Consider the following 26,523-nt stretch of genomic DNA (forward strand, 5'->3'; position numbering starts at 1 on the left):
CGAACTTAAGGGAGAAACCGAGGTTTCCCCTTTATTCAGGTCTATTCCGCGTTAGCTGTGAAGATATGGATTATACCGACGCCGAGAAGCTTTTCTTGAACGAGTTGATCGCGTCAACAAGAGCTTTCTCGTTATCAGCCGTCAAATCTTTCGTGTCGCGGATGGAAGCGAAAATTTCTGGCTTGTTCGCATCCACGTATGCGAGGAATTCTGCTTCGAAACGGCGTACATCCTGAACCGGAATGTCGTCCAGGTGGCCGCGCGTTACAGCGAAGATCGCAACGACTTGGCGCTCTACTGGCATCGGCGCATTAATGCCCTGCTTGAGAACTTCCAGCGTGCGCTCACCGCGGTCCAGACGCGATTTCGTAACGCGGTCGAGGTCGGAGCCGAATGCTGCGAACGCAGCGAGCTCACGGTATTGCGCGAGGTCGGTTTTGAGCGTACCGGCTACCTTCTTCATCGCTTTAATCTGCGCGGAGCTACCGACACGGGATACGGAGTTACCAACGTTAACCGCTGGACGCTGACCCGAATAGAACAGGTCGGACTCCAGGAAGATCTGACCGTCAGTAATCGAAATAACGTTCGTTGGAATATAAGCCGAGATATCGCCTGCTTGCGTCTCGATGAATGGCAGTGCCGTCAAGGAACCGCCGCCCAGCTCATCGTTCAGCTTAGCAGCACGCTCGAGCAGACGGGAGTGCAGGTAGAATACGTCACCTGGATAAGCTTCCCGGCCCGGCGGACGGCGGAGCAGGAGCGAGAGCTCACGATATGCAGCCGCTTGTTTCGACAGGTCGTCGTATACGACGAGTACGTGTTTGCCTTGGTACATGAAGTATTCGCCCATTGCGCAGCCCGTGTAAGGTGCGATGTACAAGAGCGGGGACGGCTCGGATGCGCTCGCCGTTACGACGATCGTATATTCCAGCGCGCCTTGCTTGCGGAGCGATTCAACAACGGTACGAACCGTCGATTGCTTCTGGCCGATTGCGACGTAGATACAGATCACGCCGTTGCCTTTTTGGTTAACGATCGTATCGATCGCGATTTGCGTTTTACCCGTTTGACGGTCGCCGATAATCAATTCCCGTTGACCGCGGCCGATTGGAATCATCGCGTCGATTGCTTTAATACCCGTCTGCATTGGCTCGAATACCGATTTACGAGCCATAACGCCCGGAGCTGGCGATTCGATTGGGCGCGTTGCCGTCGTGTTGATCGGACCGTTGCCGTCAACTGGCTCACCCAGCGCGTTCACGACGCGGCCGAGCAGCGCTTCGCCTACCGGCACTTCCATGATACGGCCGGTACGTTTCACTTGGTCGCCTTCGCGAATGCCTTTGTAAGGACCCATGATAACGACACCGACGTTGCTTTCTTCCAGGTTGAGTGCCATACCTACTACGCCGTTGGAGAACTCGAGGAGCTCACCTTGCATCGCATTCTCAAGACCGTGAACGCGAGCGATACCGTCACCGACGGAAATAACCGTACCAACGTCAACCACTTGAATCTCAGATTTATATTGTTCGATCTGCTGCTTCAGCAATGTGCTGATTTCATCAGGTCTGATACTCAATTCGCTCACCCCTATCTACAGTGCTCGTTTGTTCAACGATTTGGCCAAACGGTTCAATTTGCCCGCCAGGCTGCCGTCATACAGACGGTCGCCGATTCGGACTTGAATGCCGCCAAGCAGATCCGAATTCACTACCTGCTCAGCTGTAATTTTCTTACCGGATATTTGGCTGAATTGTGCTTCTACCTTAGCCAATTCATCCGCGCTCAGCGCATAAGCCGTGTATACCGTAGCACGAGCTTGGCCGAGTGCCTCGCCTGCAATCTTCACATAGGCGTCATAGACATCACCGATGATGTTCTGGCGGCCATTCGTGATCAGCAGTTCCAGCGTATTAAGCAAAATATAAGAAACGCGGTCCGCAAATGCACTGCGGATCAGCTCAATCTTACGCTTCGCATCAATCGAAGGGAACGACATGAATTTCTTGATCGTATCGTCCTGTCCGATCGCATCCACGATTTGCTTCAGCTGTCCTTCTACTTCAGAGACGATCTGCTGCTGCTGCGCGATGTCGAACAGTGCTTTGGCGTAGCGCTTCGCTACTACGACATCGCGGCTCATTTGCTCGATACCTCTTTCAGATATTGATCAACCAGCTGCTCTTGCGACTTCTCGTCGATTTGCTTCTCGATGATCTTCGAAGCGATTTGGACGGACATGCCGCCAACTTCGCTGCGCAGTGCTGCGATCGCTTTGTTCTTCTCGCTCTCGATATCTTTAACAGCATCCTCTTTCAGGCGGGACGCCTCGTTCTTCGCAACAGCGATAATATCGTCTGCTTGCTTGGAGCTCGTCGATCTAGCCTGCTCGATGATGTCGAATGCTTCTTTGCGTGCTTGTTGAAGCGCTTGTTTCTGCTCTTCCAGATGCTGCGAAGCCTGCTTGCGGCTGTTCTCGGCGTCAGCGAGCTGGCTTTGCACCAGCTGCTTGCGCTGCTCCATAATGCCGAGCAACGGTCCGAACGCGTAGCGTTTCAGCAGCCAGAGAAGAATCAGGAACGCGATTAATTGAATACCAAAAGTGGTCCAGTTGATATCCACTGGGCGTCACTCCCTTCTATAGCGATCGATTGTATTTCGTTATTTGCTCATAATTCACCGAAAGGAAAGTCCATAAATCCCAGCAGGCAGCCGGTTCGAACTTTCCTGTTCGGGCAAAAGGAAGGCGCGGAGGCAAAGGCACTCCCCGCCAGTCATGCTTATACGGTTATTAAGCTTTGCCTTGGAACATGAATGCCAAGACGAGCGTGATAACTGGAAGTGCCTCGACGAGTGCAACACCGATGAACATCGTCGTTTGGAGCGTACCGCGAAGCTCTGGTTGACGGGAGATACCCTCAACCGTACGACCTACGATCAAACCGTTACCAATACCAGCGCCAAGTGCGCCCAAACCGAATACGATTGCTGCTGCAACCAATGCTAATGCTCCCATTAGAAAAATCCTCCTCAAAAAAGTAAATGTAGTATATAGTGGCCCGATCAACAGGCCTTAGTCCCTGCGTTTCGGGTTTGAAACCGGAATGGCTTGTTAAAGAACATGACTCTATTAGTGTTTCTCCTCATGAACGATAGCTTGCGACATATAAACCATCGTCAGCATGACGAAGACGAAGGCTTGAATCGAGCCTACGAACACACTGAAACCTTGCCATACGATGAGCGGAACAATCCCAATCCAATCCAAGCCGCCAATGATAACGCCGATCATGACCTCACCGGCAAAGATGTTACCGTAGAGACGAAGCGCAAGAGAGAGCGGTTTGGATACTTCCTTGATCAAGTTCAACGGCAAGAAAGGAATGTACGGCTCGAAGTAGTGTTTAAAGTAATGCTTCGTATTGCGGCGCATACCTTCAATGTGCGTCAGCAGAATGACAATAACCGTCAATGCAGCCGTAACTGCAACGTCAGCCGTTGGCGATTTCCACCAAGCAATATGCGCTTCCTCTTCACCCTTCAGATCAAGTTCAAGACCGAACAGCGTCGCGCCATGATGCGCTTCCGTTACGATACCAAGAGGAAGTCCGAGCATGTTGCCGACAAAAATATACATAATCAGCGTCAGCCCGAGAATCAGGTAAGGCCGGCCCTTCTTCACATCCATCGTCGTACCGATGATGTTAATGACGAATTCGATTACCCACTCCAGGAAGTTCTGCATCTTGGTCGGTTTATCGACAGAAGCGCCACGCACAGCCAGCAATGCAAGCACAAGCACGATGATACTGGTGATAAGGATCATGGTAATGGCTGCAATGTCAAAATCCAGTCCCCACTTGTGAACGACAGGAAAAATATGGTCCATTAGTTGTTTTCACCCCTTTCATCGAGGGATTGCATGCGTTCCCGTTTGCGAACGGCCCAAAATCCCAATAGAAGTGTTGCCAATTGGGCGGTAATTAATCCCGCGGCAACCGCTTCGATCCGGAAATCAAACGTCCTTGTCGCAATGACAGCCGCAAGAAGTCCGATACACGCACGGGTGAAATACCCAAGCGTCGTGCGCCTCTTGTTACCTGCAGCAGCATTCGCACCGATCTGGTTCACTTTCCAGGAAAGGTGAAGCGCATTCACCAGACTCGCTATCGCACCGATGACGAATCCGCCCCACCATGCCTCATGCTCAGGAAAGAGCGCCCAGACGATGAAGCAAACGGATAATAAAGCGAACATAACTCTTGTAATGGTTTTCAGGTGGGCCGACATGTTGTCCATTACTTTCCATTGCCCCCCGTAAACGCTCGGATTAGAAAATAGATCGTCACTACGCCGACAGCAAGTCCGACAAGCATTCCGACCAGATACCAATAGCTCGTGCCGTATGCGGCATCAGCCTTCGTACCTAGCCATACTCCTGCCCCCAGACATACAGCAAGGTCAGCCCCTACGGTGCCGACCAGCCCCATCGCTCGCCATGGATTGTCCCCAAGGCCACTTTCACGCGAGTTTCGATTATTTTCTGATGGTGGTTTATCATTGGATGGATTCATAGAATCACTCCAAAACTCTCATTTATTTTAGCGAAGCGTTGTCCATTCTGTCAATTCATATAAATTCAAACATTTGGTGAACAGGAGCCCGAAAACCCTTATAGAATAAGGATTTTCCGACTTTCAAACCGTACAGTACAACTGTATGCTGTACTGTCTAGCCGTTTGCCCATTTCTGCTCGAAATTATGAACGTTGTGTGAACGGGTCCGGACGATTGTCCGCTTTGCCAAAATGATGCAGGAGAGCTTGTACGATCCGAATAGAGGCTTGTCCATCGCCGTACGGATTAGCCGCTTTACTCATTCGGTCATATAGTGCCGAATCCGTCAGAAGAGCTCTCGTGCGCTCGTATACAGCCGCCTCGTCTGTTCCGACCAGCTCCAGCGTACCTGCTTCAATTCCTTCCGGACGCTCCGTCGTATCGCGGAGTACAAGCACCGGTACGCCGAACGACGGTGCCTCCTCCTGCAGGCCGCCTGAATCCGTCAGAATCAAATGCGTATGCGGGTAGAAATTATGCAAGTCGACAACATCCAGCGGATCGATCAGCTTGATGCGCGGATGATCACCAAGCAGCTCCTGCGCCGGTTCTTTCACAGCTGGGCTCGGATGAACCGGATACACGATCGCAATGTCTTCAAATTCGTCGGCGATGCGGCGAACAGCGCGGAAAATGTTACGATGCGGCTCTCCCTGCGCTTCACGGCGATGGGCGGTCATCAGCACAAGGCGTTTGCCCTGCGCCCATTCGAGCACCGGATGCGAGAAGTCCTGCTTAACGGTGTACTGGAATACGTCTGTAACCGTGTTGCCGGTTACGTAGATCCGCTCCTCCGGCTTGTTCTCCTTGCGGAGGTTACCCGCAGACCAGCTGGTCGGTGCGAAGTGTACGTCAGCCAATACGCCGGTCAGCTGGCGGTTCATCTCCTCCGGATAAGGCGATAGCTTATTCCACGTGCGAAGCCCCGCTTCGACATGGCCAACTTGAATCTGCTGCAAGAACGCCGCATAGCTGGCCAAGAACGTCGTCAGCGTATCGCCGTGAACGAGTACGATATCCGGCTTCGCCTCGCGCAGCACCGGCTCAAGCCCTTGGAGCACGCGGATCGTAATCTCATTCAGCGTCTGGCGATCCTTCATGACGTCCAGATCATAATCCGGCTTGATGTTGAAGACCTCAAGCACTTGGTCGAGCATCTGGCGATGCTGCGCCGTCACGCATACGATCGATTCGATCTGCTCGGGATACCGCTGCAGCTCAAGAATAAGCGGAGCCATCTTAATCGCTTCCGGCCGTACGCCGAAAATCGTCATTACTTTCAACTTAGACAAAAATGTCATCTCCTAACGCGTCTTTCATGTAAAGTGTGAACTAGTGAGTGCCGAACATCCGGTCTCCGGCATCGCCAAGGCCTGGTACGATATAACCGTGATCGTTAAGCTTCTCATCGAGAGCCGCCGTATAGATATCAACGTCCGGATGCGCCTGTTGAAGCGCTGCTACGCCTTCAGGCGCTGCGATCAGACACATCATCTTAATCTGCTCACAGCCGCGCTTCTTCAGCGATTCAATCGCCGCGATCGCGGACCCGCCCGTCGCAAGCATCGGATCGATGACAATAAGCAGACGGTTTGCCGCATCGGTCGGCAGATTGAGGTAATATTCGACCGGCTGAAGCGTATTGGGATCGCGGAACAAGCCGATATGACCGATCTTAGCCGAAGGAAGCATCTTCAGCATGCCATCGACCATGCCAAGTCCGGCCCGCAGAATCGGAATGAGCCCGAGCATGCGTCCGGATATGACTTTCGATTCCGTCACCTGTACCGGCGTTTCCACTTGAATCGTCTGTAGCGGTACGTCGCGCGTGATCTCGTACGCCATCAGCATGGCCACTTCGTCGACCAGCTCACGGAAGTCTTTCGTATTCGTATTCTTGTCGCGGATAAACGTCAGCTTATGCTGAATTAGGGGGTGGTCGATAACGACTACTTTGCTCATGGGGACTTTTGCCTCCTGGTTATGCGTTTAGATCTTTCGTGCAAATGATCCCGTTTATTATAGCATTGTAAATGAGACGTTGCATCTGGAACGATGAGATCGAGCTGTAAGCAAGCCCAAAGAGCTAGTCGCCCCCGCCTCCACAGCCACCGCCTCCACCGCACGAAGAACCACCTCCACAGGAAGAGGCGCCCCCGTCATGAGAGTCGTGTCCATGGCCGTAATGGGACGAGTGGTCATGGCGGGATGAGCGGTCCTCACTATAGGAGGAGCAAGCCGAGGTGCTTCCGTGACGCTCATCATCGCGCCGTATATGCTCTTGCATCCGCTGCTCCAGCATGCTCGGCTCCAGGAGCGAATAATAAATCAGCAGACTACTGCCTGTCATAACATGCGAGAGATCATCCGGGGCTGCAGACTTGCTTTGGCTTGGCTTGGTCTGCGCTGGTGATGCGTTGTTACTGCGGCTCGCCGCGTCCATCTGACGCTTAGCTGCAGCGGCAAGCTGGAGCGCCGTCCGATTCAAATCGTCGTGCGCCCCTGTCGTATCGCTGCGGAACCAAGCCTTGACGATGTCGGTCTCACTCATCGAGCTCAGCTCAGACAACCGCTTCGGCGAGAGCGGTTCACGATAGAAAGAGCCCCACAGCCTGGCGCTGACAGGCGACAGCTCGAACAGCTCCCTGTATAGCCAATCAAACCAAGCTCGGCTGCCTTCCTCTGGTCTATTGTCATCTTGCCCATGCGGCGCATGGTGGATGTAAGCTCCGCAAAATTGGCGGCAGAAGCTTTCGTACTCGCGGGTAAACATCAGCATCTCATGCCACACTTCGTCGATCTTCGTACTATACATCGGCACGTTCCGAAGCAGAGCACACAGGAGAAAATAACGTTTCAGCTCGAACCAGGTCCACGCCCACTCCTGCTGGGACATGCCCGGCTTTGCAGATTGAACTCGATATTGCACACGGGCTTCGAAATCAGAGCCAAGCGCCGCCTCCAATCTCTCCGCTGCGCTCCTTGCAGGATGACTGTCAGCAAGACCGAGCCCGGCCGGCGGCTTCTCATGCGGCCAAGCAGCAGTCTTCGGCAGCCGCACTGAGCCTGATTGTCGTTTACTAAATACTCCTAGTACGATGATCAATGTGACAAGACTGATGATAACAATAAATAGCTCTGCCACTCCCATGCACCTCTCTATTTTTCCATATTTATAACGAGTATAGCATGGGAGGTATGTCCGATCGACAAATCTTAATCGACTACGCTGCCTAGCGCACAAAGACCCTGCTTCGCCATCGGCGAGTCAGGGTCTCATCTAACTGTTGAAGATATGGTTTAATAAGTCATGCCTGGATACAGCGGATATTGTGCCGTCAGCGCTTGGACTTTCGCGCGCGCTTCAGCCAGAACCGCTTCGTCCTTCGGATTCTTCAGCGTCATCGCAATGACTTCTGCGATAACTTTCATCGCTTCCGTACCCATGCCGCGTGCTGTAGCCGCAGGCGTACCGATCCGAATACCGCTCGTGACGAATGGGCTTGTAGGGTCGAACGGAATCGCGTTCTTATTACACGTAATTTGAACAGAGTCGAGAACGTGCTCTGCGTCTTTACCCGTGATGCCCAGGTTGCGCAGGTCAACCAGCATCAGGTGGTTATCCGTACCGCCGGACACAAGGTTCAGACCATGGCCAACGAGTGCGTCTGCGAGAACGCGGGCGTTATTAACGACGTTCTTGCCATACTCCTTGAACGAAGGCTGAAGCGCCTCGCCAAGAGCAACCGCTTTGGCTGCGATAATGTGCATGAGCGGGCCGCCCTGCGAGCCAGGGAATACCGCTTTATCGATTGCAGCAGCCCAAGGCTTGCGGCACAGAATCATGCCGCCGCGCGGGCCGCGAAGCGTTTTGTGCGTCGTCGTCGTCACGAAGTGAGCATGCGGTACTGGGCTCGGATGCAGACCTGCTGCAACAAGACCTGCGATGTGAGCCATGTCAACCATGAACAGCGCGCCTACGTCCTGTGCGATTTGGCCAAGCTTCTCGAAATCGATGATGCGCGGGTAAGCACTTGCGCCGGCAACGATCAGACGAGGACGGTGCTTGAACGCCAGCTTGCGAACTTCCTCGTAATCAATCGTGAACGAATCTTCTTGTACGCCGTAAGGGACAAAGTTGTACAGCAGGCCAGATGCGTTAACCGGGCTGCCGTGCGTCAAGTGACCGCCGTGCGCCAGGTTCATGCCGAGAACCGTATCTCCAGGCTTGAGGCATGCCAAGTATACAGCCATATTCGCTTGTGCGCCGGAGTGAGGCTGAACGTTCGCATGCTCTGCGCCGAACAGTTCTTTGGCACGGTCGCGTGCAATGTTCTCAACGATGTCCACATGCTCACAGCCGCCGTAGTAGCGTTTGCCTGGGTAGCCTTCTGCATATTTGTTCGTCAGAACCGTTCCCATTGCTTCCAGTACCGCTTCACTTACGATGTTCTCGGATGCGATCAGCTCGATGTTGTCGCGTTGGCGCTGCAGCTCAAGTCCGAGCGCTTTGACGAGTTCCGGGTCTTGTTGACGCAATTTTTCCATAAGATAAATCCTCCTTCGAATAGTAGCATTCGCTATATGTTCAAGCGGTTGCCCGCATGTTCACTACCGGATAACAGATCTTTCATGTACTGCTGTCGCTTAATCGCAAGAGCCGCTCTGCTGCCCCGGCTTCAAAGCTGGCGCAGCCAGCTTATATACGGCCCGCTCGCCACCGATCAGCTTCGGCCGTGTGAACGCCATCGTCACATGAGCCTGGCCAATCTCGCGGATCGTCGGGCGAACCGGCACTGCAACCGGGCGAAGATGCATGCCAATAAAGGTGTCTCCAATGTCAACGCCCGCATGAGCCCGCACCGATTCGACGAGCACTGCATCGCTCAAGCTCTGAAAAGCATAAGCGGCCATTGAACCGCCCGCCTTCGGCACCGGCACAGCCGACACTTCATCCAATCCGTACTTCTCGGCCGCCTCCCGCTCAAGCACGAGCGCCCGGTTCAAATGCTCACAGCATTGGAACACCGGATAGAAGCCCGCTTTACGCCGAACAGCCTCGATGCCTGCAAAAATCGCAGCTGCAGCTGCAGTCGTGCCGGATGTACCGATTCGGCGTCCTAACACCTCGCTCGTACTGACACCGAAGACGACGAGCTGCCCCGGCTTGAGGCTGCCCGCGGCAGCAAGCTCGCTGACGACGGTTAGAACAGCTTGTTCGATTGCCTCTGCCTGCCGGGCACTAAGCTCGGCTGCCGCCTCGTTCGAAACACCTTGTTCGTTCATCGCTCACGCCTCCTGCCTCTGTCGAGCATTAAGGATGCAGCTCGTATTTCGCTTCGATTTGCTTCACTTTATTCAGACGTCCAACGTGACGCTCACCGTTCGAGAACGGCGTCTCGATCCAGATTCGTACAATCTCCTGTGCTATGCCAGGGCCAATAACACGTTCACCCATAGCCAGCACATTCGTATCGTTATGATCGCGAGTCGCTTGAGCGGAGAACATGTCGTGTACGAGCGCGCAGCGAATGCCCGGCACTTTGTTCGCGGCAATCGACATGCCGATGCCCGTGCCGCAGATCAGAATGCCGCGGTCCGCTTCGCCGCTGACGACAGCTTCACATACCGGCAGCGCATAGTCCGGATAGTCGACTGATTGCTCACACGAGCAACCGACATCCTTCACTTCATGGCCAAGCGATTCGATGAAAGGAACGATAATTTCTTTCAGGCGGTAGCCGCCGTGGTCGGCCCCAATTGCGATTTTCATGAGGGGAGTCCTCCTTTAGGTTCATTAAGAATGCAGTTGTCCCGCTTTATTATACCTAATTTGACCGCATTACACGACAGCACGAGCTGCCCGAGAAAGAGAAAAAGAGCATAACACGCTCGAATGCGCGATGCTCTTTGCCCAGGCGACCGGCCGTATATCCCGATGCTCCACCGTGGTAACCCACTTCGTCGCCAGTCACATCGGAAACCATTAAATTTGATTTTATGATACTCCATAGCACGACATAAATCAATCCTCAATATCCGAAAACAGTACGTAGATCGTGCTCACTTACCCCTGCTCTCCGCCGTCCTCCAGCTTATCCAGCAGCCTGTCCAGCGCTCGCTCGATCTCCGCCGCACAGCTTTCATACAGCGGCAGCGGGCCGCCGAATGGGTCCGCGATGTCGAAGCTCGGTATCTTCTTCTCCAGCTCGATCATCCGCGCCCGGTCCGCTTCCGGCATTTGTTCTCCGAGGGCCTGTTTCATATGCCATTCTGAATAAAGACGCTCCAGCTCCTTCAAATCGTCCAATACCGATCCATCCGGTACCGCGTATTCAAGCAGCGTGTGCGTCTTATCGACCGCGTCGGGAAATCGTCCGATCAGACCGCGCTTATGGGATGATGTCATCGTCAGTATCAAATCCGCCCAGTTCACCATTTGCTCCTCAAGCATACGGCTTTCGCCTTGATGGTCGATCTGCCTGCGGCGAAGCACCTCCAGAGCATTGGCGGATATCGGCATGCCGTCGACCGTCGATACGCCAGCGGATCGCACCTCGATATTGAGCGAGCGGCTCGCCGCGCGACTGCGCAATATCGCTTCTGCCATCGGTGACCTGCACGTATTGCCGGTGCATACGAACAATATCCGTTTCACAAGAAGTTGCCCCCTTTCTGTTAGAACACAAATATCAGTCCGAATGTGAGTAAAATGATGCCGCCGCACGCTTCACCGTAGTCGCCCAGACTCCGGCCAGCATGTCTGCCCAGCATCAGTCCAAGCACGGACATCACGCCGCCGAACAGACCAAACAGCAGCACCGCCAATAATATATTGACTGCGAACATGCCGAGTGAAACACCTACCGAGAAGGAGTCGACACTTACGCTGAATGCGAACAGCAGCATGCCCCAGAACGTCTGGTGATCAACCGTTTGCTCATTGCTCCCGGCGCGAAAAGAGTTATACACCATATGACCGCCCAGCAGCAGCAGTAAGACGCCCGCCGCGCGGGAGGCAACGGTGCCTAGCAGCCCGCTGACATACTGCCCGGCATACATGCCGGCCAGCGGCATTAGAACGTGAAACAGTGCTATGATAGAGCTCAGCGCCAATATGCGCTTCAGCCGAATCCCTCTCATGCCAATGCCGACGCCGAGAGAGAAAGCATCCATCCCGAGTGCAGCAGCCATAATAAGCAGTGTTAACAGCTGGCCGGTTCCCATACCCGATTCTAACAGCATGTTTCTTCATCTCTCCCCGCATCACGCATTCGTTGTACACTTTATGCGGACGAGCGGGGTTTCATGTTCATGTCATAGCAATCGCGGGAACATTCGTTGATTTCATATTCAATTTAGAATTTAAACGACAACGATTCGGCCTCCTGCAGCTTTGGCTAACCGATTCATCAGCGCAAGTCCGATTCCATCGTCCGGACACGCCTCCGCCCATATACGCTGCACACCTCTGGCGTCAAATTCGCGGAGCGCAGCATACAGCCCTTGCGCCGCCGTCTCCAGCTGATCGAGACGACCGCAGCTGATAACAGCGTCGGCCGCATACTCATCCTGGTGTTCGTCGTATGTGAGTACGCCGGTCACTTCGCCGCGCTCAGCTGCCGATTCAGCCTCGCGGCGAATATATTCGCGGACAGCGGATGCCACTCCGCTCACAAGCACCATCTCTCCCTGCGGGGCGTAGTGCGCATATTTCATGCCAGGCGAACGAGGAGCCTTCGCTTGTAATTGATTAGCAGTATCATTTACAGCCTTGCTCGACTGACCGTTGTTCGTACTTTCGGTTGTGCCGCCAGCTTTAACGGCATGCTTCGCATTATTCATTGTTGTCGTATTGCCGTCTTCGCCGACGCCAGCAAGCGACTCATCCAGTAGCACCGTCTCCGCCACTTCGCGAAGCATTGCCGGCGTTACGCCGCCGGGGCGCAATATCCGAACGACACCAGGTCCCTCCGTAATAACGACAGTCGACTCGAGTCCGACGCCGGTCGGTCCTCCGTCGATCAAGCCGTCGATCAGGCCGTCTAGATCTTCGCGGACATGCTCCGCGAGCGTTGGGCTCGGCCGTCCGGAACGGTTGGCGCTCGGCGCCGCCACCGGGCAGCCGGATTCAGAGATGAGGCGCAGCGCAACGGCATGCTGCGGCATACGGATTGCCACCGTGTCAAGCCCAGCCGTCACGCGCGGTGACACTGCATCTGGTCTAACGGGCAGTACAATGGTTAGCGGCCCCGGCCAGAACCGCTTCATCAGCGCCTGCTCTGTCTCCCCATAAGGAAGCACTAGCTCCGCCAGCTGCGATTCATCCGCGATATGAACGATAAGCGGATTATCAGACGGGCGGCCCTTGGCGGCGAATACTTGCTCGACCGCCTCCGTTCGCCGGGCGTCCGCGCCGAGCCCATATACCGTTTCTGTGGGGAAAGCAACGGTGCCGCCTTCGCGAAGCAGCTGCGCTGCCTCTGCAATTGCCGCGCGCGAGGCAGGATCGTTCGAGCCTGGCCGAACGCGCCATATGGAAGTCATTTTGTTCGTGGTCATAGGAAGTCCTCAATCTTGTCATAAATAGTTTTCTGTATTATAACACATGAAAGCCGGCTGCTCGCGCAGACCGGCTGATTCGTTATGAGTTACTGGCTGCAGGAATAGGATTAAGAAAATAAGTTCTTAAAAAATCGGATAATCGATTCAATGATCTCCACCAGAAAAAATTTTGCTTTCGGCGCTTCTCCGTCCTGCTGCTGTTCCAACTGCTTCCCTTCACCGTCTGCCTTCGTCAGCTTCACTAACTCTTCGCTGCTATCTGATTTAACCTTCGACGTATTTGCCGTCTTCGCAGGAGCCGCCTCCCCGGTTGCCGCATCTACGAAGCAAAGCGGAGGAAACAGCACGCACCACCAATTCTGACCGGCTCCTTGGCCGAGCGTAATGCGGAGCGCTTCATAATCGCCGGCAGGATAGACACGGCTGCCGTACATTTTCGTAGGGAAAGGAACGACGGCCAGCTCCGCTTGAAACCCGTAATCAAAGCCTCTCGACTGCAGCTCCTGCGCGATCACCGCCTCCAGCTCTCCCATATGCGACCGGATTGTCGCGCGTGCATCCTCTATCGAGGCCGGACCCGTTACCCAACTGTTCATCGCATTCACGACTGCATCCCGCACATGCCGCTTGACCGCCTGATCGACAGGACTATCGGAATTGGCCAGAATGCGAAGCCGGATCGACTGCTCCGGAATCGCACCTTCTATCGCTGCCGCATCCGTGCGCAGCTGCTCCCAGCTCATGACGAGCACGAAAAGAGCCAGCACGAGATAACCATACATCGGACGATATACAAAGCGGCTGCGCCGCGGTCTTTCGATTGGACGACGAACGATTTCAGAAGAATCAACGGAATAATAAAAATGATGGCGGATCATAGACACAAGCCCCTCTCAGGCGCCCGTCGGCGCTCCAGCTTGCGTTCCGGAACGTATCTATCCGACAGTATGTCCGTGAGAGGGAATCTATAAACCTATCAAACTAAAAAACACCGTCCAGAATTACCGGACGGCGAATCACCCCGCTTAGTCACCCCAAGCTTTAATACCGTAGCCGGCCATAATTCCGGCAGCAAACAGCGATAGGACCATATACTTCTGCCGGCGCGTCAGCTCGTCCTGAGCTATCTCCAAATAGACGAGACCGGCGAATAGAATCAGCTTCATCCACCACTGGATATGCGGCATAAGCAAACCCGCACCTACAGCAGCAGCGCATAACAAATATAGCAACAACATTTTAGGATTCATATGCTACCTCCATAATTAGCATATATATATAAGCAGACAAAAGCCTCTTATTCACGGGCCTATTCTCAGCCTCATCTTGGTTCTCGGGAACAAATAGAAGAAGTATCCTAACTCCAGATAATCACTTTCTCCTACGAACATCTTCTTGGTATAAGTTCTTTATTTATGTAATAATTGTAAAATCCATTTATTCAAGCTACAATATTCATAGTATCATAATTCGAAAGAGAGAGGTAATAATGCCTACTTTACAAAAGGTTGCTGACGAATGGCTTGATTGCGGCGTACGTCGCGCCGTATTCGACGTTGATAACACCCTTACCCGCAGTAATGTAGTCGGCTTCTATTTATTCGTTCGTTCCTGTCGTATGAACAACAAACTCCGTTACCGCTTCTGGTTAATCTGGTTCGCCATCAGCCGTGTCCCATTTTATATCCTGCTAGATTTCTTGAACCGCGATTGGTTTCAGCGAATCTTTTACCGCTGTTATCGCCGCATCCCACTGGCTGAGCTTGAAGCGTACGCAGAGCGGTATTTCGACGAGGTGCTTCGCTTCCGCTTCCTGCCTGGCATGCAGGAATTTGTAACAATGCTGCAGCAGCGAGGCATTGAGGTCGAGCTGCTGTCTACATCAATCTCGCCCATTGTCGAGCAATACAGCCGGTATTTTGGCATTCCGCATCACAGCCTTTCTGTTAGCGAAGCTCCGTTACCTGCTGCCGGCACGCTAGTCCATCTGGCCGGTCTTAAGCATTTCAAGCGCCGCCGGATGCTCGAGCTAGCACATATGCCGACGGCAGCCATCGCAGATTCTAAACACGATCGGGACGCCTTGGCCGCCGCAGCCCATGCGCTGATCATAACTTCTAAACGGAAGAGGTGGATGAAGCAATTGAACAATGCCAGCATTCATATCATAAATAAAACAAAGGAGTGAATTGACGTGCTTATAGCTTGCATCACTATGTGGTCGCTGGCTATCATTTTCTATATTCAAGACCGTAAGCGTTTAAAATGGGCCATACTATGCGCTTTTGCAGCAGGCGCCGGCGGATTTGGGCGAATTGTGATCGAAGCTATCGTCCCTTTCCTCAGCTCCCACTCCCTTATTTCGGAAACAGGGACACGAGCTGCACAATGGTCATACGTAATAGGTTCGCTTTCTAATATTCTTGGTATGCCTTATTTTTTTCTTATGTTTTCCATGTCACATCATCAGATCTTTTCTCCTGAGATTCGCAAGTGGCTCGGATATATTCTGGCGATTCCCATTGCAGTTGAGTTACTGCTCCTTCCAGACTATTACCCTATTCCGGCCTATCATTATGATCGAATTCTTATTTGGACCTTACCCTATATTGCGATTTCCTACATCTGGTTTGCTAGGTCGTTCATATTAGCTCCAAGAGGCGTCGTCAGACAGAACAAAGCTATTACCCTGCTGCTTGTGACGCCGGCCGTCGTTCAATTATTTACGGTGTACATACCGCGAGTATTTAACCACTTCGAAACGTTCCGGTATAATGCGATATCGATCGGCTTCCTGGGGATGGTCAGCCTCGTGTTGTTCATCAAATATGACGTCTTCGGCATTCGCATTCGATTCGAGAACGATCAGATGGATCATTCTATGAGTGCGACGTCTACCAGCACCTTGATGCTTCAACACGCATTCAAGAATCAACTGGCCAAAATATTAGCCTGTATGGAAAGCTTGCAACCGTCGCACACCCAAGAAGAAAGGAAGGAAATTACAATCGTCCGGAACGCCTGCGCCGAGATGCAGGCAATGATGAAACGCATTTATGAACAAACGCGCGATTTTGTCCTGTCTCCCGCGCCTTGCTCGTTGATGGAATTGGTAGACGAAACCGTCAATGAAATCACTTCACGGCTCCATTCACATGGCACTGCTATTCAATCCAAAATCACGCAAGACGTTATATTAGTGTGTGATCGTATCCATGTCAAGGAAATGCTGCACAACATCATCATAAACGCAATGGAAACGTGCGGGATGGATGGAATAATTACAATTCAATCGAAAACAACTGCTCAAACCGTGCTTCTCGCTATACCGATAACGGTTCAGGAATGACCAAGGAGATCGCTTCGCGGGCCTTCGAGCCATTCTTCACCACTAAGAATAAACAACTGAATTATGGACTCGGCCTGTCCTATTGCTATCAAGTAATGAAGAAGCATCACGGCGAAATTCAATTCCTGAGCGCGTCCCCACAGGGAACAACCGTTCAACTTATTTTCCCTAATGAAAGGAGACAAAGTTAATGTCTGTCATTCGTGTCATAATCATTGATAACGACCCAGAATGGCAATACCTCATCGAGCGCGCATGTAAGCAAGACCCTAATATTCAAATCGCAGGTATAACCTCCTCACGCAAGTCAGGCATTCGTCTTGCACAAGAAACACAAGCTGATATAGCAATCGTAGACGTCAGTCTGACACCTAACGAGACGGATGGAGTTTTGGCTGCACTCGACATTTACCGAGAATGCGGAGGCAATACCAAGATTATTATGTTTACAGCAGTAGAGAGCGCCGAAGTCATCCTGCATTCTTTCAATGCCGGTGCGGTACAATACATTCCAAAAAAACAACTCAACCAACTTGTAAGCGCCATTAATTTGATACATGATTGTCACTCGCCTTTGGAGCTGCTGCTTCACGATTATCACCAACTCAAAACGCAAAGCATGCTTAACCTGCTGTCCCCTAGCGAAAGAGAAGTATTGGAGCATTTATCCCAAGGCATGACTCGAACGCAAATCGAAGAACAGATATACAAATCAAGAAACACCATTAAGACACAAATACGAAATATATTGAGAAAGCTAGGGGTCAAATCCACGAAAGAGGCACTTACTAAAATCGAAATGAGAGGGATTACCGATAAATGAGGTACTTGTAAGTCGTGGATTTCTTTGACTTTGAAAGGCAGAATTGATACGATACGTACATAGGAGTGCACACGAGGCATAATCCCATTGATTGGCGAAGCATGAGAAAGCGCGGCAGGGTCGCCCCCCTGCCGCGCAGCTTAGATTATTGCCTCATGCACTCCGCCTTATTTGCCCATTAGACCGTCTATAAATCCTCTGAAGAAATCTTTTACAGCACCAATAAAACCAGGCGTTGCAATCGACTCTAGCATCTCAATTTGAAACTGTTGCGTCATCACTCTCACCTCCCTAGACTACCATGAGCCATAATATTACCTCAGGATTATTACCACAGGTCAATCGACAGTACTGCACGAACAGCGGAACCTACAGCATACCCAATTTTATATGCCACACTTTCAGGTGCGATCATGCTTTCCAGTTGTTCGATTTGGAACATGTTTTCCATGTGTATCACCTCCTTTCATAAGCCCAAACTACTATTCATGACGGAGAGCTTCGACAGGATCAAGGCTGCTTGCTCTTCTGGACGGAATCCAACCAGCCAGCAAGCTCAATCCGATGCTGAATAGAAGACAGAATAATATAAGCCCGGGTTGAATCGAGAATACGCGAAAAGCATTTTCCTTCAAAATCGCCTGCTCAATCACAGCATCACCAATGATGCCCAGAAGCAATGCAATAACAACTCCAAAGCCGCCCGCTGCGAATCCGATTACACCCGCTTCAGTAAAAAATATTCTCCTTATATCTTTGCGTCGCGAGCCCATTGCCCGAAATACGCCAATTTCTTTCGTACGCTCCAATACGCTGATATACAGTACGATACCAATCATGATTGAAGATACGACAAGTGATATTCCAGCGAACATGCCCAGTACCCCTTGAACGAATCGAAAATATTGAGTAACACTCTGGAATTGTTCTTCTTCCGTTACGGCATTGAACGACTTGGCTACTAAAGAATCCTTGACCTCATCCACCACTTCTTCCGACTCGGCTAGCACCGACGTACCAATCGGACGCGGTTGTTTCTGGACGTCGATCCTAGCCGACAATGCTTCTGCGTAAGAATGCTCAATATATGATTCGGTCAGCAATCCGAACAGATGCTCACTAATAATCCCGCTAACCGTCATATCAGCCTTCTCGGTCTCCGATGCGAAATTACCGCTATTAGCGAAATAGACGGTTACTTTCGAGCCAATGAGCTCCGTTGGGTCCTGACCTTCCGCTAATAATTCCTCGGCTAGCGATTCCGGAATAACGATCTCCGAGTCTGACTTCGGATAATCGCCCGCGACCATTTGATTCCGTTCCTTCTTTCCTATCCATTCATTTGGCTTGGAAGAATAGATCCTCGCCGTCGTGTTATAAGAACCATGAATAATGCCTGCATCAAACGCATACGAATAATAGGCTGCTTTGACCCCCGGAATGCTTTTTATTTGTTCAATTTGCTCTTTAGTCAGAAGATCTTTGTCTTCCCCTACACTAACCGAAATGGAGGTCAAATCGAGAATTGGCGACAGCTCCTTTTTAATCTTGGTCTCCAGCCCTAAACCCATGCCAACCATCAACGCAATGCCGCATATACCAATCGAAGAACCCAGACAGACGAGAGCTGTTCGCCACTTCTTCAGCAGCAAGTTGCCTAGAGCATGCCGAACAGCCGTCCTTAACCGCATGCCATTCCAGCGCTTGTCTTCTGCCGCAGTACCAGACGAGTCAGACTTCTTCTCAAAGGTCTCCTTGACTACACGACCGTCCAGCATCGTAATCACATGGTCCGCTTCTGCCGCAATGTCTGCCGCATGCGTCACCATGACAATCGTTGTACCCTTCACGCGAGAGATTTGTTTCAGCAGCTCCAGGATCATTTTACCGTTCTGGCTATCCAATGCACCGGTAGGCTCATCAGCCAGAACAATGGTCGGGTTAAGAGCAAGCGCCCTTGCAATAGCGACCCTTTGCTTCTGACCACCGGATAACTGATTAGGCTTATGATTCGCGCGATCCTCAAGCCCAACGAGCTGAAGCAGCTCCTTACTGCGCCGCCTGCGCTCCGATCGACTGATACCCGCAAGCGTCATCGGCACCTCAATGTTTTCCAGTGCGCTCAAGTGAGGGACAAGATTGAACTGCTGAAAGACAATGCCGATATTTTTTAATCGATACTGATCCATCTGTTTCTCGCTATACTTCGTTATGTCTTCGTCCCCGAATCGAATCTCCCCACCGGCCGCGCGATCTAGTCCGCCAATAATATGCAGCAGCGTCGATTTCCCACAGCCGGAAGGACCGACTATAGCTGTGAATGAACCGCGGTCAATCTCGAACGATACGTCATCCAGTGCTTGATAAGACTCGTTTCCCATGGAATACGTCTTATAGACATGGGATAACTTAAGCATCTGCTCCAACTTCCTCTCTCTTCTTCATCCATCTGCTTACAGCAAACACAAGAACTCTCGCGATAATATAGACGTATATAAGCACCTCTAAAATAATTGTCATAATCCGAATCCACATTGGTATAGATTCGTGAGTTGTCACATAGTAAAGAGAGTACAGCCCCATCATCATAAAAGTGGCCACAGCAACCACAGTGAGCAGTCCATAGACTAGAATAAATTGATCCTGTCTTGTCGTAATCCCCATCACCGGGCCCGCGGATCGATCCAGAAGCCGCCGAACTCTTTCGAGCGATTTAGAATAAAGGTTAGAGATGCCCGTGCCGTGCGAAAGCACCCAATAACCATCCAGCTTCACGAACGGAATAAGATTCGTAACTATCATATAGACATTCGTAAAGATAAGCCATGATAGCAATTGCGATTCCCTAGTCAAAAAGAACTGTATCAGCACCGCAATAATCACAAGTTGGACGTAAATCCCCCCTAATGCAACCGCTATCTTGCCTCGTTTCTTCTCAAACAGCCAAGCCGAACTTACATCGCAATACATCGCAGGACTGAAGAATAGCAGCATCAAGCCGATCTTACTGACCTTACCGCCGAAATATCTGCACATAAATGCATGTCCCATCTCATGTAATATGACGCAGCTAATCATGCACACATATGCCAGCGCTAGTCTTCCCCCCTTGAAGCCTTGAAGCGCGATACGTTCAATGGAATCATAATGAGCGAAAAAGTGATATAGGCCTATCAGGATGAATAAATTCATCACCCAGAACGTAATTTGAGTTAACAGTCGAAACCGAATAAACGGAGCGGTCAACCGGGCAAACAATCTATCAGGATTCCAAAGAGGTATTTTAATGAAGAAAATATTAAATTTCTCCTTCTTCGGCTCTCCTATAACGCCAACAGAGAGGAACTGTTGTTGAAGCACTTCGAATTGTTCCCGGCTCAACTCATGCTTTCGTATGATTTCATCTGTTGAAAGACCTTCACGAATATCTACTAGAATAGATCCTTCCATTATTCCTAATTTAAAATAGCTGGCGCCATTTCGTACAATATAGGAATCACGCTGCTGAACAATTTCGATGCTCACATTAGTCACCCCCCGTATCTGCAGTTAGTTCGTTTATCTATTCCCTTTACTGTTATCAATTTACCATATATAACCTTTTCTAAGGGAGTCTGATTTTTTTTAATCCTTGACGTGATAGTAAATTTGTATCAAAAAAGCCGCGAATGCCATTAAAGGCATTCGCGGCTCTTCACGGCAATGACATGTCTGTCGATGCCGCCGTAGTCCGTAATAATGCGAATGTCGTCCCAATAACCGATTTCCCGCAGCAGGTTGGCCACGGCTTCGGCTTGGCCGATGCCAAGCTCGAAGCCGACGATGCGCGGCAGCTGGACGAGCGTTGGAAGCTGCGCCGCCATGCGGCGGTACGGCTCCAAGCCGTCATCGCCGCCAACGAGCGCGAGTCTCGGCTCGTAGTCGCGCACCTCCGGCTGCAGGCCGGGAATGTCACCCGCCGGAATATACGGCGGGTTGGATACGAGCACGTCGATCCGCAAGCCTGCGGGATCGACGGCGTCCGAGAAGCGCCCGGCGTCAGCCGCGGGCGCTTCGAGAGCCCCGCGCGCGTCCGCCTTCGGCACGAACGGCGCGAGCAGGTCGCCCTGCACGAACATAATGCGCCCCGCCACCCCATGGCGGGCAGCATTCGTGCGGGCGACCTTAAGCGCGTCCGGCGACAGGTCGGACGCGTACAGGCGCCATCTCGGACGCTGCGATGCCAGCGTCACGGCGATGGCGCCGCTGCCGGTGCCGACGTCAAGCACCGTCGGCACCGGCTCACCAGCCGCTGCGCTCGCCTGCGGCCACAGGCGATCGACCGCCTCCAGTACCGCCTCGACGAGCAGCTCCGTCTCCGGGCGCGGAATAAGAACGGCCGGCTCCACCTGGAACGCCAGGCCGTAAAACCACTGCTCGCCGATAATGTACTGCACGGGCTCGCCTGCTGCCTTACGCTCAACTGCTTGTCCGAATGCTTCCAGCTGCCGCTTCGGCATCGGCTCGTACCAATCGCGCAGCAGCTCTGCGCGCCCGATGCCGAGCAGATGCATCAGCAGTCGCTCGGCATTCGGCCTCGGCTCCCCAACGCCAGCTCCCGCCAAAAACGAAGAAGCCTGCAAGCAGGCTTCTCCGATGGTCCAAGACGGACTTATGCTGGCGCCAGACTCGCCGGGATTAGGCAGAAATCGATCATTCATCTCTTCTATCGTCCCTTCGAGCTGTACTCCTAATTCTATTACTAGTTACTAACAAGATTATGCCCTGCTCAATCGCTACTATAGCGTTGCTATTTAGCACAAGGCTTATGCATTATTCTCCTGTGCAAGCAGATCCGCCTGCTCCGCAAGCGTCAGCGACTGAATGATCTCCTCAATATCACCGTTCATGATGGAATCGAGGCGGTGCAGCGTTAAGCCGATCCGATGGTCCGTAACACGGCTTTGCGGATAGTTGTACGTCCGAATCCGCTCGCTGCGGTCACCCGTGCCGACTTTGCTTTTGCGCTCGCCGGCATACTTTGCTTCCTCTTCCTGACGATGAATTTCATAAATACGCGAGCGAAGCACCTGCAGCGCCTTCGCTTTGTTATCGTTCTGGGATTTGCCATCTTGGCAAGTCGCCACAATACCAGTCGGAATATGCGTGACACGAACGGCGGACTTCGTCGTGTTGACGGATTGGCCGCCCGCTCCGCTTGAGCAGAACGTATCAACGCGGATATCTTTATCAAGAATCTCGATCTCGACTTCCTCGACCTCCGGCATGACCGCAACCGTCGACGTAGACGTATGGATGCGGCCGCCCGATTCCGTTACCGGAATACGCTGCACCCGATGTGCGCCGCTTTCATATTTCAGCTTGCTGTAAGCGCCCTTGCCGATAATCATGAATACGACCTCCTTGAAGCCGCCGAGATCGCTCTCGTTCATGTCCATGACTTCGACCTTCCAGCCTTGCGAATCGGCATAGCGCGTATACATCCGATACAGATCGGCTGCGAATAGCGCTGCCTCATCGCCGCCGGCCGCACCGCGAATCTCGACAATGACGTTCTTCTCGTCATTCGGATCTTTAGGCAGCAGGACGATTCGAACCCGTTCGTCAAGCTGTGCCTTGCGCTCGGTCAATTCCTCGATTTCGAGCTTAACCATCTCTTTCATCTCGTCATCGAGTTTCTCGCTGAGCATCAGCTTCGCTTCCTCCAGCTGTTCGCTGACGCTCTTGTATTCTGTAAACGCTTCGTACGCCTCCTGCAGGCTGGACTGCTCCTTGGAGTACTCGCGCAACCGTTTCGGATCCCCTGCCACGTCTGGATCACACAGCAGTTCGCTCAACTTCTCATAACGGTCAGCTAATACGGATAACCGGTCTAACACCGTTTATTCACCCCTATAAGATTCGGTCAATAGACCGCAACCTTGTATTCATCCCATAATTATAGCACAAGGATGCTTCGGCATAAACTGTTAGATCGATGGAAGCCGCTTACGAGGCGCCCAAATTCGAATATGCCTCTATACCTTGAACGCTTTGAAAGCGGACGACAGCTGTTCCGCGCTGCCTTTCACCGATTCCGATACGCTCGTTACTTCATTCATCAGCTCTAGCTGGCGCTCTGCCGCTTCAGCCGCTGAGCTTGCATGACCTGCCGCTTGAACCGCGATTCGTTCCAGCTCATCAAGCGACGCCGCAATTTGTTCGCTTCCTGCCGACATTTCCTCTGCGGACGCCGAAACCTCTTGAATCTGTCCGACGAGCGTGCGAATCCCTTCTTCGATCGAACGGAATGCTTCCCCAGCTTGAACCGCTACCTCTGCACCCGCCTTCGTCTCTTCCAGCGAACGCTCGATCGATTCGGCCGTTGCGTTCGTCTGGTCGACAATGCCTCCAAGCATGTCACTGACCTGCTGTGACGATTCCGAGGAGCGCTCAGCAAGCTTACGAATTTCCGTTGCGACGACCGCGAAGCCTTTGCCATGCTCACCAGCTCTAGCCGCTTCAATGGAAGCGTTAAGCGCAAGCAAGTGAGTCTGAGACGCGATATCCCCGATTAAGAGCAGCGCTTCCTGAATCCGGCCGCTCTCCTTCTGCAGCTCGCGCATCGACTCTGTCGTGCGGTTCATATCAACTTCGATTGCTTTCATCTGCTGCACCGTCTTCTTAACCAGCTCGCCGCCCGTTCCGGCATGCCCTGCCGTTTCAGCCGCAACCTCTGACACAAAAGCGGATGACTCCGCGATTCGCTGAATACCGACCGCCATCTCCGTCATTGCCCGCTGGCTTTCCTGCGAGCTCTGCAGCTGCTGAGCCGAGCCTGTAGCGACTTCGCGAACAGCTTCCGTAACGGCTTGTGTCTGTGATAGCGACTGCTCCGCATTCGTATGAACATGCTCCGCATGCTTATTAACGTCAATCGACAGCGCCTGTGCATGCTTCGTCAGACCATTCAAGCTGACGATCATGCCGCGGAACGATTCAGCCAATCGGCCGATTTCGCCGCCGCCCTTATTATCCACCTGTACGGTCAGATCACCTTCAGCCGCTTGCTGAGCCAGCTTCGTCAGCCGCTTAAGCGGCGAAAGCATCAACAGCATGATAAAGATGACAAGCGCGATACCGACAACCCCGATTACAACAGCCATAATAACCCCGCGCCGTGTCGTTTCGCTTAATTCCTTAGTCAGTGTGCTGTTGCGCATATCAACCCCGAACAACGCGATTTTGCGTCCATCCGAGTCTGCAATAGGAGCCAAGTACGTCACCCATTCACCCATCTCATCGGAATAGACATCAGTTAGGGTAGCTCCTCCCTTCATTGCAGCCTCGTATCCTTTCTTGAACGTTTCCGGCATCGGATAATCAGCGCCCGGCGTCAATGCTTCCTTACTCGTATTATCCGAAATCAATACCTTTAACGATACGGTTCCGCCCTCTTCCTTCAGGTCCGTAAGCAGCAAATAAGCGTTGCCAATCATCGGATTATTCGTCATCGCCGACAGACGCTTGTTCAGCGTCGTGAACGACGCAAACCTCTCCCAGTCTTCTTCCCTCTTGATCACATCCGCCGCCAGATGAATTTCATTCTGATCCGCCGCGATCTGATACTTCAACATATCTCCAGTTGATTTGATGTTTTCATAATACGTGTCCCGCTGCCGTTCAATTGAATCCGACACCAGAAACGTCACCATCACAACGATGATCAACGACACCAAAATTGCAAACTTCCATACAAGACTTATTTTTCGCCAACTCATCCTGCTGTCTCCTCCTACTCAGCATCTACCTAAATTAGTCTATCTTTTGGCTAAATCTGCCGATATATTTCTTAACGGTTCTGTAAACGCTGTCAATTAGTCGGTTTTGCGAATTTCTGAGAAAATAATAAAATAAAGACACCTTCAGCAGTACAAAACTGCCGAAAGTGTCTATTTTCGCAAGGATTACTTAGCGATCCGTCGCTTAAATATAGTAATTTATTAACATTTAAACATTAAAACGGAAGTGCATAACATCTCCATCCTGCACAACATAATCTTTGCCTTCGAGACGAAGCTTGCCCCGCTCCCTAGCCGCATTCATCGAACCTGCTGCAACCAAATCGTCGTAAGCTACAACCTCTGCACGGATGAAGCCGCGTTCGAAGTCGCTATGAATAACGCCTGCTGCTTGCGGCGCTTTGGTTCCTTTGCGGATCGTCCAAGCACGAACCTCTTGTACCCCGGCTGTAAAATAAGTATACAGGCCGAGCAGCTTATAAGCTGCATTGATCAAACGGTCTAGCCCTGATTCCTTCAAGCCCAGTTCCTCCAGGAACATCGCTTTGTCTTCACCTTCAAGCTCGGCGATTTCCGATTCGACCTTCGCGCTGATCGGTACGACTGCCGCGCCTTCCGCTGCAGCAAATTCTCGAACGAGCTTGACGTACGGATTATCGTCTGCATTAGCTGCATCCTTCTCGCTAACATTCGCTGCATACAGCACCGGCTTCGTCGTAAGCAGATGAAGATCGCGGATGAGCAGCCTTTCTTCGTCCGTTAGCTCGACACTGCGCGCCGGCTGATCGTTATACAACGCTTCCTTAATTCTCTCAAGCACTTCCAATTCCTGCGCGTACTGCTTGTTCCCGCCCTTCATATTCTTGCGGGTGCGCTCAATACGGCGATCGACCGAGTCGATATCCGCCAGAATGAGCTCCAGATTAATCGTCTGGATATCGCCAAGCGGATCTACCTTACCCGACACATGCGTAATATTCTCATCCACGAAGCAGCGCACAACGTGAACAATCGCATCGACTTCACGGATATTGGCCAGAAACTTGTTGCCCAGACCTTCACCCTTGCTCGCACCGGCTACAAGTCCTGCAATATCAACAAATTCGAATGCCGTCGGTACGGTACGGTTCGGCACGACAAGCTCCGTCAGCTTCGCTAGACGCTCGTCCGGCACTTCAACCACCCCTACGTTCGGGTCGATCGTACAGAACGGATAGTTGGCCGATTCCGCTCCGGCTTGCGTAATTGCATTAAACAGCGTAGACTTGCCAACGTTTGGCAGTCCGACTATTCCACATGAAAGCGCCATGACGCACAACAACTCCTAATCTCTATTCAATAATGGACATTATACCTGAAGCTGACGTCCATGGAAAGCATTCA

At 52.0% G+C, this 26,523-nt stretch carries 29 protein-coding genes and 1 riboswitch; of the genes, 4 read left to right on the forward strand and 25 right to left on the reverse strand.

The window, feature by feature from the left end; translation table 11 throughout:
- Positions 1-70: 70 nt before the first annotated feature.
- From atpA to PXY01_RS07970, 18 genes are all read right to left on the reverse strand, one after another.
- Entirely contained in the window at positions 71-1,585 is a 1,515-nt protein-coding gene (gene atpA, locus PXY01_RS07885; protein WP_127569054.1) for a F0F1 ATP synthase subunit alpha, read from the reverse strand.
- A 15-nt stretch (positions 1,586-1,600) separates the two neighbouring features.
- The gene (locus tag PXY01_RS07890) at positions 1,601-2,149 is read right to left on the reverse strand and encodes a F0F1 ATP synthase subunit delta (RefSeq protein WP_127569056.1); all 549 of its coding nucleotides are present in this window, start codon (positions 2,147-2,149) and stop codon (positions 1,601-1,603) included.
- Complete coding sequence (atpF, locus tag PXY01_RS07895; protein WP_127569058.1) at positions 2,146-2,628, reverse strand: F0F1 ATP synthase subunit B; 483 nt, start codon at positions 2,626-2,628, stop codon at positions 2,146-2,148. Before atpF ends, PXY01_RS07890 begins: the two co-directional genes overlap by 4 nt.
- A 169-nt stretch (positions 2,629-2,797) precedes the next feature.
- Positions 2,798-3,022, reverse strand: a complete 225-nt coding sequence (gene atpE / locus PXY01_RS07900) for a F0F1 ATP synthase subunit C (RefSeq protein ID WP_006040077.1) — start codon at positions 3,020-3,022, stop codon at positions 2,798-2,800.
- A gap of 114 nt (positions 3,023-3,136) precedes the next feature.
- A complete protein-coding gene (gene atpB, locus PXY01_RS07905) occupies positions 3,137-3,895 on the reverse strand; it encodes a F0F1 ATP synthase subunit A (RefSeq protein ID WP_127569060.1) in 759 nt (252 codons plus the stop codon).
- Positions 3,895-4,305, reverse strand: a complete 411-nt coding sequence (locus PXY01_RS07910; RefSeq protein ID WP_127569062.1) for an ATP synthase subunit I — start codon at positions 4,303-4,305, stop codon at positions 3,895-3,897. Before PXY01_RS07910 ends, atpB begins: the two co-directional genes overlap by 1 nt.
- Positions 4,305-4,580 carry an AtpZ/AtpI family protein gene (locus PXY01_RS07915; protein WP_127569064.1) on the reverse strand — a complete coding sequence of 92 codons (276 nt, stop codon included), beginning with the start codon at positions 4,578-4,580 and terminating at the stop codon, positions 4,305-4,307. The genes PXY01_RS07910 and PXY01_RS07915 overlap by 1 nt, the downstream gene beginning before the upstream one ends.
- Positions 4,581-4,765: 185 nt before the next feature.
- Positions 4,766-5,914: a non-hydrolyzing UDP-N-acetylglucosamine 2-epimerase gene (gene wecB, locus PXY01_RS07920; RefSeq protein WP_127569066.1), complete on the reverse strand. Its 1,149-nt coding sequence runs from the start codon at positions 5,912-5,914 to the stop codon at positions 4,766-4,768.
- A 40-nt stretch (positions 5,915-5,954) separates the two neighbouring features.
- The gene (upp, locus tag PXY01_RS07925) at positions 5,955-6,584 is read right to left on the reverse strand and encodes a uracil phosphoribosyltransferase (RefSeq protein WP_127569068.1); all 630 of its coding nucleotides are present in this window, start codon (positions 6,582-6,584) and stop codon (positions 5,955-5,957) included.
- Positions 6,585-6,708: 124 nt separating this feature from the next.
- Positions 6,709-7,767: a UCP032817 domain-containing protein gene (locus tag PXY01_RS07930; RefSeq protein WP_127569070.1), complete on the reverse strand. Its 1,059-nt coding sequence runs from the start codon at positions 7,765-7,767 to the stop codon at positions 6,709-6,711.
- Between the two features lie 155 nt (positions 7,768-7,922).
- Positions 7,923-9,170 carry a serine hydroxymethyltransferase gene (gene glyA, locus PXY01_RS07935; RefSeq protein WP_127569072.1) on the reverse strand — a complete coding sequence of 416 codons (1,248 nt, stop codon included), beginning with the start codon at positions 9,168-9,170 and terminating at the stop codon, positions 7,923-7,925.
- A 99-nt stretch (positions 9,171-9,269) separates the two neighbouring features.
- Positions 9,270-9,908: a TIGR01440 family protein gene (locus tag PXY01_RS07940; protein WP_127569074.1), complete on the reverse strand. Its 639-nt coding sequence runs from the start codon at positions 9,906-9,908 to the stop codon at positions 9,270-9,272.
- A gap of 28 nt (positions 9,909-9,936) precedes the next feature.
- Positions 9,937-10,395, reverse strand: coding sequence for a ribose 5-phosphate isomerase B (gene rpiB, locus PXY01_RS07945; RefSeq protein ID WP_127569076.1), 459 nt, complete (start codon positions 10,393-10,395; stop codon positions 9,937-9,939).
- Between the two features lie 132 nt (positions 10,396-10,527).
- A riboswitch (ZMP/ZTP riboswitch) is annotated at positions 10,528-10,607 on the reverse strand.
- An 82-nt stretch (positions 10,608-10,689) separates the two neighbouring features.
- Positions 10,690-11,280, reverse strand: coding sequence for a low molecular weight protein arginine phosphatase (locus tag PXY01_RS07950; RefSeq protein WP_127569078.1), 591 nt, complete (start codon positions 11,278-11,280; stop codon positions 10,690-10,692).
- A 20-nt stretch (positions 11,281-11,300) separates the two neighbouring features.
- A complete protein-coding gene (locus PXY01_RS07955) occupies positions 11,301-11,867 on the reverse strand; it encodes a manganese efflux pump MntP (RefSeq protein ID WP_127569080.1) in 567 nt (188 codons plus the stop codon).
- Positions 11,868-11,987: 120 nt separating this feature from the next.
- On the reverse strand, positions 11,988-13,184 hold the full coding sequence (locus PXY01_RS07960) for an L-threonylcarbamoyladenylate synthase (RefSeq protein ID WP_127569082.1): 1,197 nt from the start codon (positions 13,182-13,184) through the stop codon (positions 11,988-11,990).
- A gap of 110 nt (positions 13,185-13,294) precedes the next feature.
- The gene (spoIIR, locus tag PXY01_RS07965) at positions 13,295-14,065 is read right to left on the reverse strand and encodes a stage II sporulation protein R (RefSeq protein WP_127569084.1); all 771 of its coding nucleotides are present in this window, start codon (positions 14,063-14,065) and stop codon (positions 13,295-13,297) included.
- A 147-nt stretch (positions 14,066-14,212) separates the two neighbouring features.
- On the reverse strand, positions 14,213-14,437 hold the full coding sequence (locus PXY01_RS07970) for a hypothetical protein (protein WP_127569086.1): 225 nt from the start codon (positions 14,435-14,437) through the stop codon (positions 14,213-14,215).
- A gap of 239 nt (positions 14,438-14,676) precedes the next feature.
- Between PXY01_RS07970 and PXY01_RS07975 the strand changes: the two genes are divergently transcribed.
- From PXY01_RS07975 to PXY01_RS07990, 4 genes are read left to right on the forward strand one after another with little or no spacing between them, the layout of a single operon-like run.
- Positions 14,677-15,375, forward strand: a complete 699-nt coding sequence (locus PXY01_RS07975) for a haloacid dehalogenase-like hydrolase (RefSeq protein ID WP_127569088.1) — start codon at positions 14,677-14,679, stop codon at positions 15,373-15,375.
- A 6-nt stretch (positions 15,376-15,381) separates the two neighbouring features.
- Positions 15,382-16,536 carry an ATP-binding protein gene (locus PXY01_RS07980; protein WP_127569090.1) on the forward strand — a complete coding sequence of 385 codons (1,155 nt, stop codon included), beginning with the start codon at positions 15,382-15,384 and terminating at the stop codon, positions 16,534-16,536.
- Positions 16,533-16,727 (forward strand): ATP-binding protein, encoded by a 195-nt coding sequence (locus tag PXY01_RS23265; RefSeq protein WP_127569092.1) that lies wholly within the window; start codon positions 16,533-16,535, stop codon positions 16,725-16,727. Before PXY01_RS07980 ends, PXY01_RS23265 begins: the two co-directional genes overlap by 4 nt.
- Entirely contained in the window at positions 16,727-17,359 is a 633-nt protein-coding gene (locus PXY01_RS07990) for a response regulator transcription factor (protein ID WP_127569094.1), read from the forward strand. The genes PXY01_RS23265 and PXY01_RS07990 overlap by 1 nt, the downstream gene beginning before the upstream one ends.
- A 328-nt stretch (positions 17,360-17,687) precedes the next feature.
- Here the strand turns inward: PXY01_RS07990 and PXY01_RS23035 are convergent, their stop codons facing one another.
- The 7 genes from PXY01_RS23035 to ychF all read right to left on the reverse strand — a co-directional run bounded on the left by PXY01_RS23035 (position 17,688) and on the right by ychF (position 26,449).
- Positions 17,688-17,810, reverse strand: a complete 123-nt coding sequence (locus tag PXY01_RS23035) for a hypothetical protein (protein WP_262385110.1) — start codon at positions 17,808-17,810, stop codon at positions 17,688-17,690.
- 31 nt (positions 17,811-17,841) lie between these two features.
- Complete coding sequence (locus PXY01_RS07995) at positions 17,842-19,776, reverse strand: ABC transporter ATP-binding protein/permease (RefSeq protein ID WP_127569096.1); 1,935 nt, start codon at positions 19,774-19,776, stop codon at positions 17,842-17,844.
- Complete coding sequence (locus tag PXY01_RS08000; RefSeq protein ID WP_127569098.1) at positions 19,769-20,884, reverse strand: zinc metalloprotease; 1,116 nt, start codon at positions 20,882-20,884, stop codon at positions 19,769-19,771. The genes PXY01_RS07995 and PXY01_RS08000 overlap by 8 nt, the downstream gene beginning before the upstream one ends.
- 149 nt (positions 20,885-21,033) lie before the next feature.
- A complete protein-coding gene (gene prmC / locus PXY01_RS08005; protein WP_127569100.1) occupies positions 21,034-22,059 on the reverse strand; it encodes a peptide chain release factor N(5)-glutamine methyltransferase in 1,026 nt (341 codons plus the stop codon).
- A gap of 105 nt (positions 22,060-22,164) precedes the next feature.
- The gene (gene prfA / locus PXY01_RS08010) at positions 22,165-23,238 is read right to left on the reverse strand and encodes a peptide chain release factor 1 (RefSeq protein ID WP_127569101.1); all 1,074 of its coding nucleotides are present in this window, start codon (positions 23,236-23,238) and stop codon (positions 22,165-22,167) included.
- A gap of 138 nt (positions 23,239-23,376) precedes the next feature.
- Positions 23,377-25,119: a methyl-accepting chemotaxis protein gene (locus tag PXY01_RS08015; RefSeq protein ID WP_127569103.1), complete on the reverse strand. Its 1,743-nt coding sequence runs from the start codon at positions 25,117-25,119 to the stop codon at positions 23,377-23,379.
- A gap of 229 nt (positions 25,120-25,348) precedes the next feature.
- On the reverse strand, positions 25,349-26,449 hold the full coding sequence (gene ychF, locus PXY01_RS08020) for a redox-regulated ATPase YchF (protein WP_127569105.1): 1,101 nt from the start codon (positions 26,447-26,449) through the stop codon (positions 25,349-25,351).
- Positions 26,450-26,523 lie beyond the last annotated feature (74 nt).

The sequence above is a fragment of the Paenibacillus xylaniclasticus genome, from assembly GCF_004001065.1.
Classification (GTDB): domain Bacteria; phylum Bacillota; class Bacilli; order Paenibacillales; family Paenibacillaceae; genus Paenibacillus_T; species Paenibacillus_T xylaniclasticus.

What these genes read in the sequence shown, in the direction of transcription:
- PXY01_RS07890 (WP_127569056.1), bottom strand. Translation starts at nt 2,149, where the DNA reads ATGAGCCGCGATGTCGTAGTAGCGAAGCGCTACGCCAAAGCACTGTTC.
- atpE (WP_006040077.1), bottom strand. Translation starts at nt 3,022, where the DNA reads ATGGGAGCATTAGCATTGGTTGCAGCAGCAATCGTATTCGGTTTGGGC.
- atpB (WP_127569060.1), bottom strand. Translation starts at nt 3,895, where the DNA reads ATGGACCATATTTTTCCTGTCGTTCACAAGTGGGGACTGGATTTTGAC.
- PXY01_RS07910 (WP_127569062.1), bottom strand. Translation starts at nt 4,305, where the DNA reads ATGGACAACATGTCGGCCCACCTGAAAACCATTACAAGAGTTATGTTC.
- PXY01_RS07915 (WP_127569064.1), bottom strand. Translation starts at nt 4,580, where the DNA reads ATGAATCCATCCAATGATAAACCACCATCAGAAAATAATCGAAACTCG.
- upp (WP_127569068.1), bottom strand. Translation starts at nt 6,584, where the DNA reads ATGAGCAAAGTAGTCGTTATCGACCACCCCCTAATTCAGCATAAGCTG.
- glyA (WP_127569072.1), bottom strand. Translation starts at nt 9,170, where the DNA reads ATGGAAAAATTGCGTCAACAAGACCCGGAACTCGTCAAAGCGCTCGGA.
- PXY01_RS07940 (WP_127569074.1), bottom strand. Translation starts at nt 9,908, where the DNA reads ATGAACGAACAAGGTGTTTCGAACGAGGCGGCAGCCGAGCTTAGTGCC.
- rpiB (WP_127569076.1), bottom strand. Translation starts at nt 10,395, where the DNA reads ATGAAAATCGCAATTGGGGCCGACCACGGCGGCTACCGCCTGAAAGAA.
- PXY01_RS07955 (WP_127569080.1), bottom strand. Translation starts at nt 11,867, where the DNA reads ATGCTGTTAGAATCGGGTATGGGAACCGGCCAGCTGTTAACACTGCTT.
- PXY01_RS07960 (WP_127569082.1), bottom strand. Translation starts at nt 13,184, where the DNA reads ATGACCACGAACAAAATGACTTCCATATGGCGCGTTCGGCCAGGCTCG.
- spoIIR (WP_127569084.1), bottom strand. Translation starts at nt 14,065, where the DNA reads ATGATCCGCCATCATTTTTATTATTCCGTTGATTCTTCTGAAATCGTT.
- PXY01_RS07970 (WP_127569086.1), bottom strand. Translation starts at nt 14,437, where the DNA reads ATGAATCCTAAAATGTTGTTGCTATATTTGTTATGCGCTGCTGCTGTA.
- PXY01_RS07975 (WP_127569088.1), top strand. Translation starts at nt 14,677, where the DNA reads ATGCCTACTTTACAAAAGGTTGCTGACGAATGGCTTGATTGCGGCGTA.
- PXY01_RS23265 (WP_127569092.1), top strand. Translation starts at nt 16,533, where the DNA reads ATGACCAAGGAGATCGCTTCGCGGGCCTTCGAGCCATTCTTCACCACT.
- PXY01_RS07990 (WP_127569094.1), top strand. Translation starts at nt 16,727, where the DNA reads ATGTCTGTCATTCGTGTCATAATCATTGATAACGACCCAGAATGGCAA.
- PXY01_RS23035 (WP_262385110.1), bottom strand. Translation starts at nt 17,810, where the DNA reads ATGGAAAACATGTTCCAAATCGAACAACTGGAAAGCATGATCGCACCT.
- PXY01_RS07995 (WP_127569096.1), bottom strand. Translation starts at nt 19,776, where the DNA reads ATGCTTAAGTTATCCCATGTCTATAAGACGTATTCCATGGGAAACGAG.
- prmC (WP_127569100.1), bottom strand. Translation starts at nt 22,059, where the DNA reads ATGAATGATCGATTTCTGCCTAATCCCGGCGAGTCTGGCGCCAGCATA.
- PXY01_RS08015 (WP_127569103.1), bottom strand. Translation starts at nt 25,119, where the DNA reads ATGAGTTGGCGAAAAATAAGTCTTGTATGGAAGTTTGCAATTTTGGTG.
- ychF (WP_127569105.1), bottom strand. Translation starts at nt 26,449, where the DNA reads ATGGCGCTTTCATGTGGAATAGTCGGACTGCCAAACGTTGGCAAGTCT.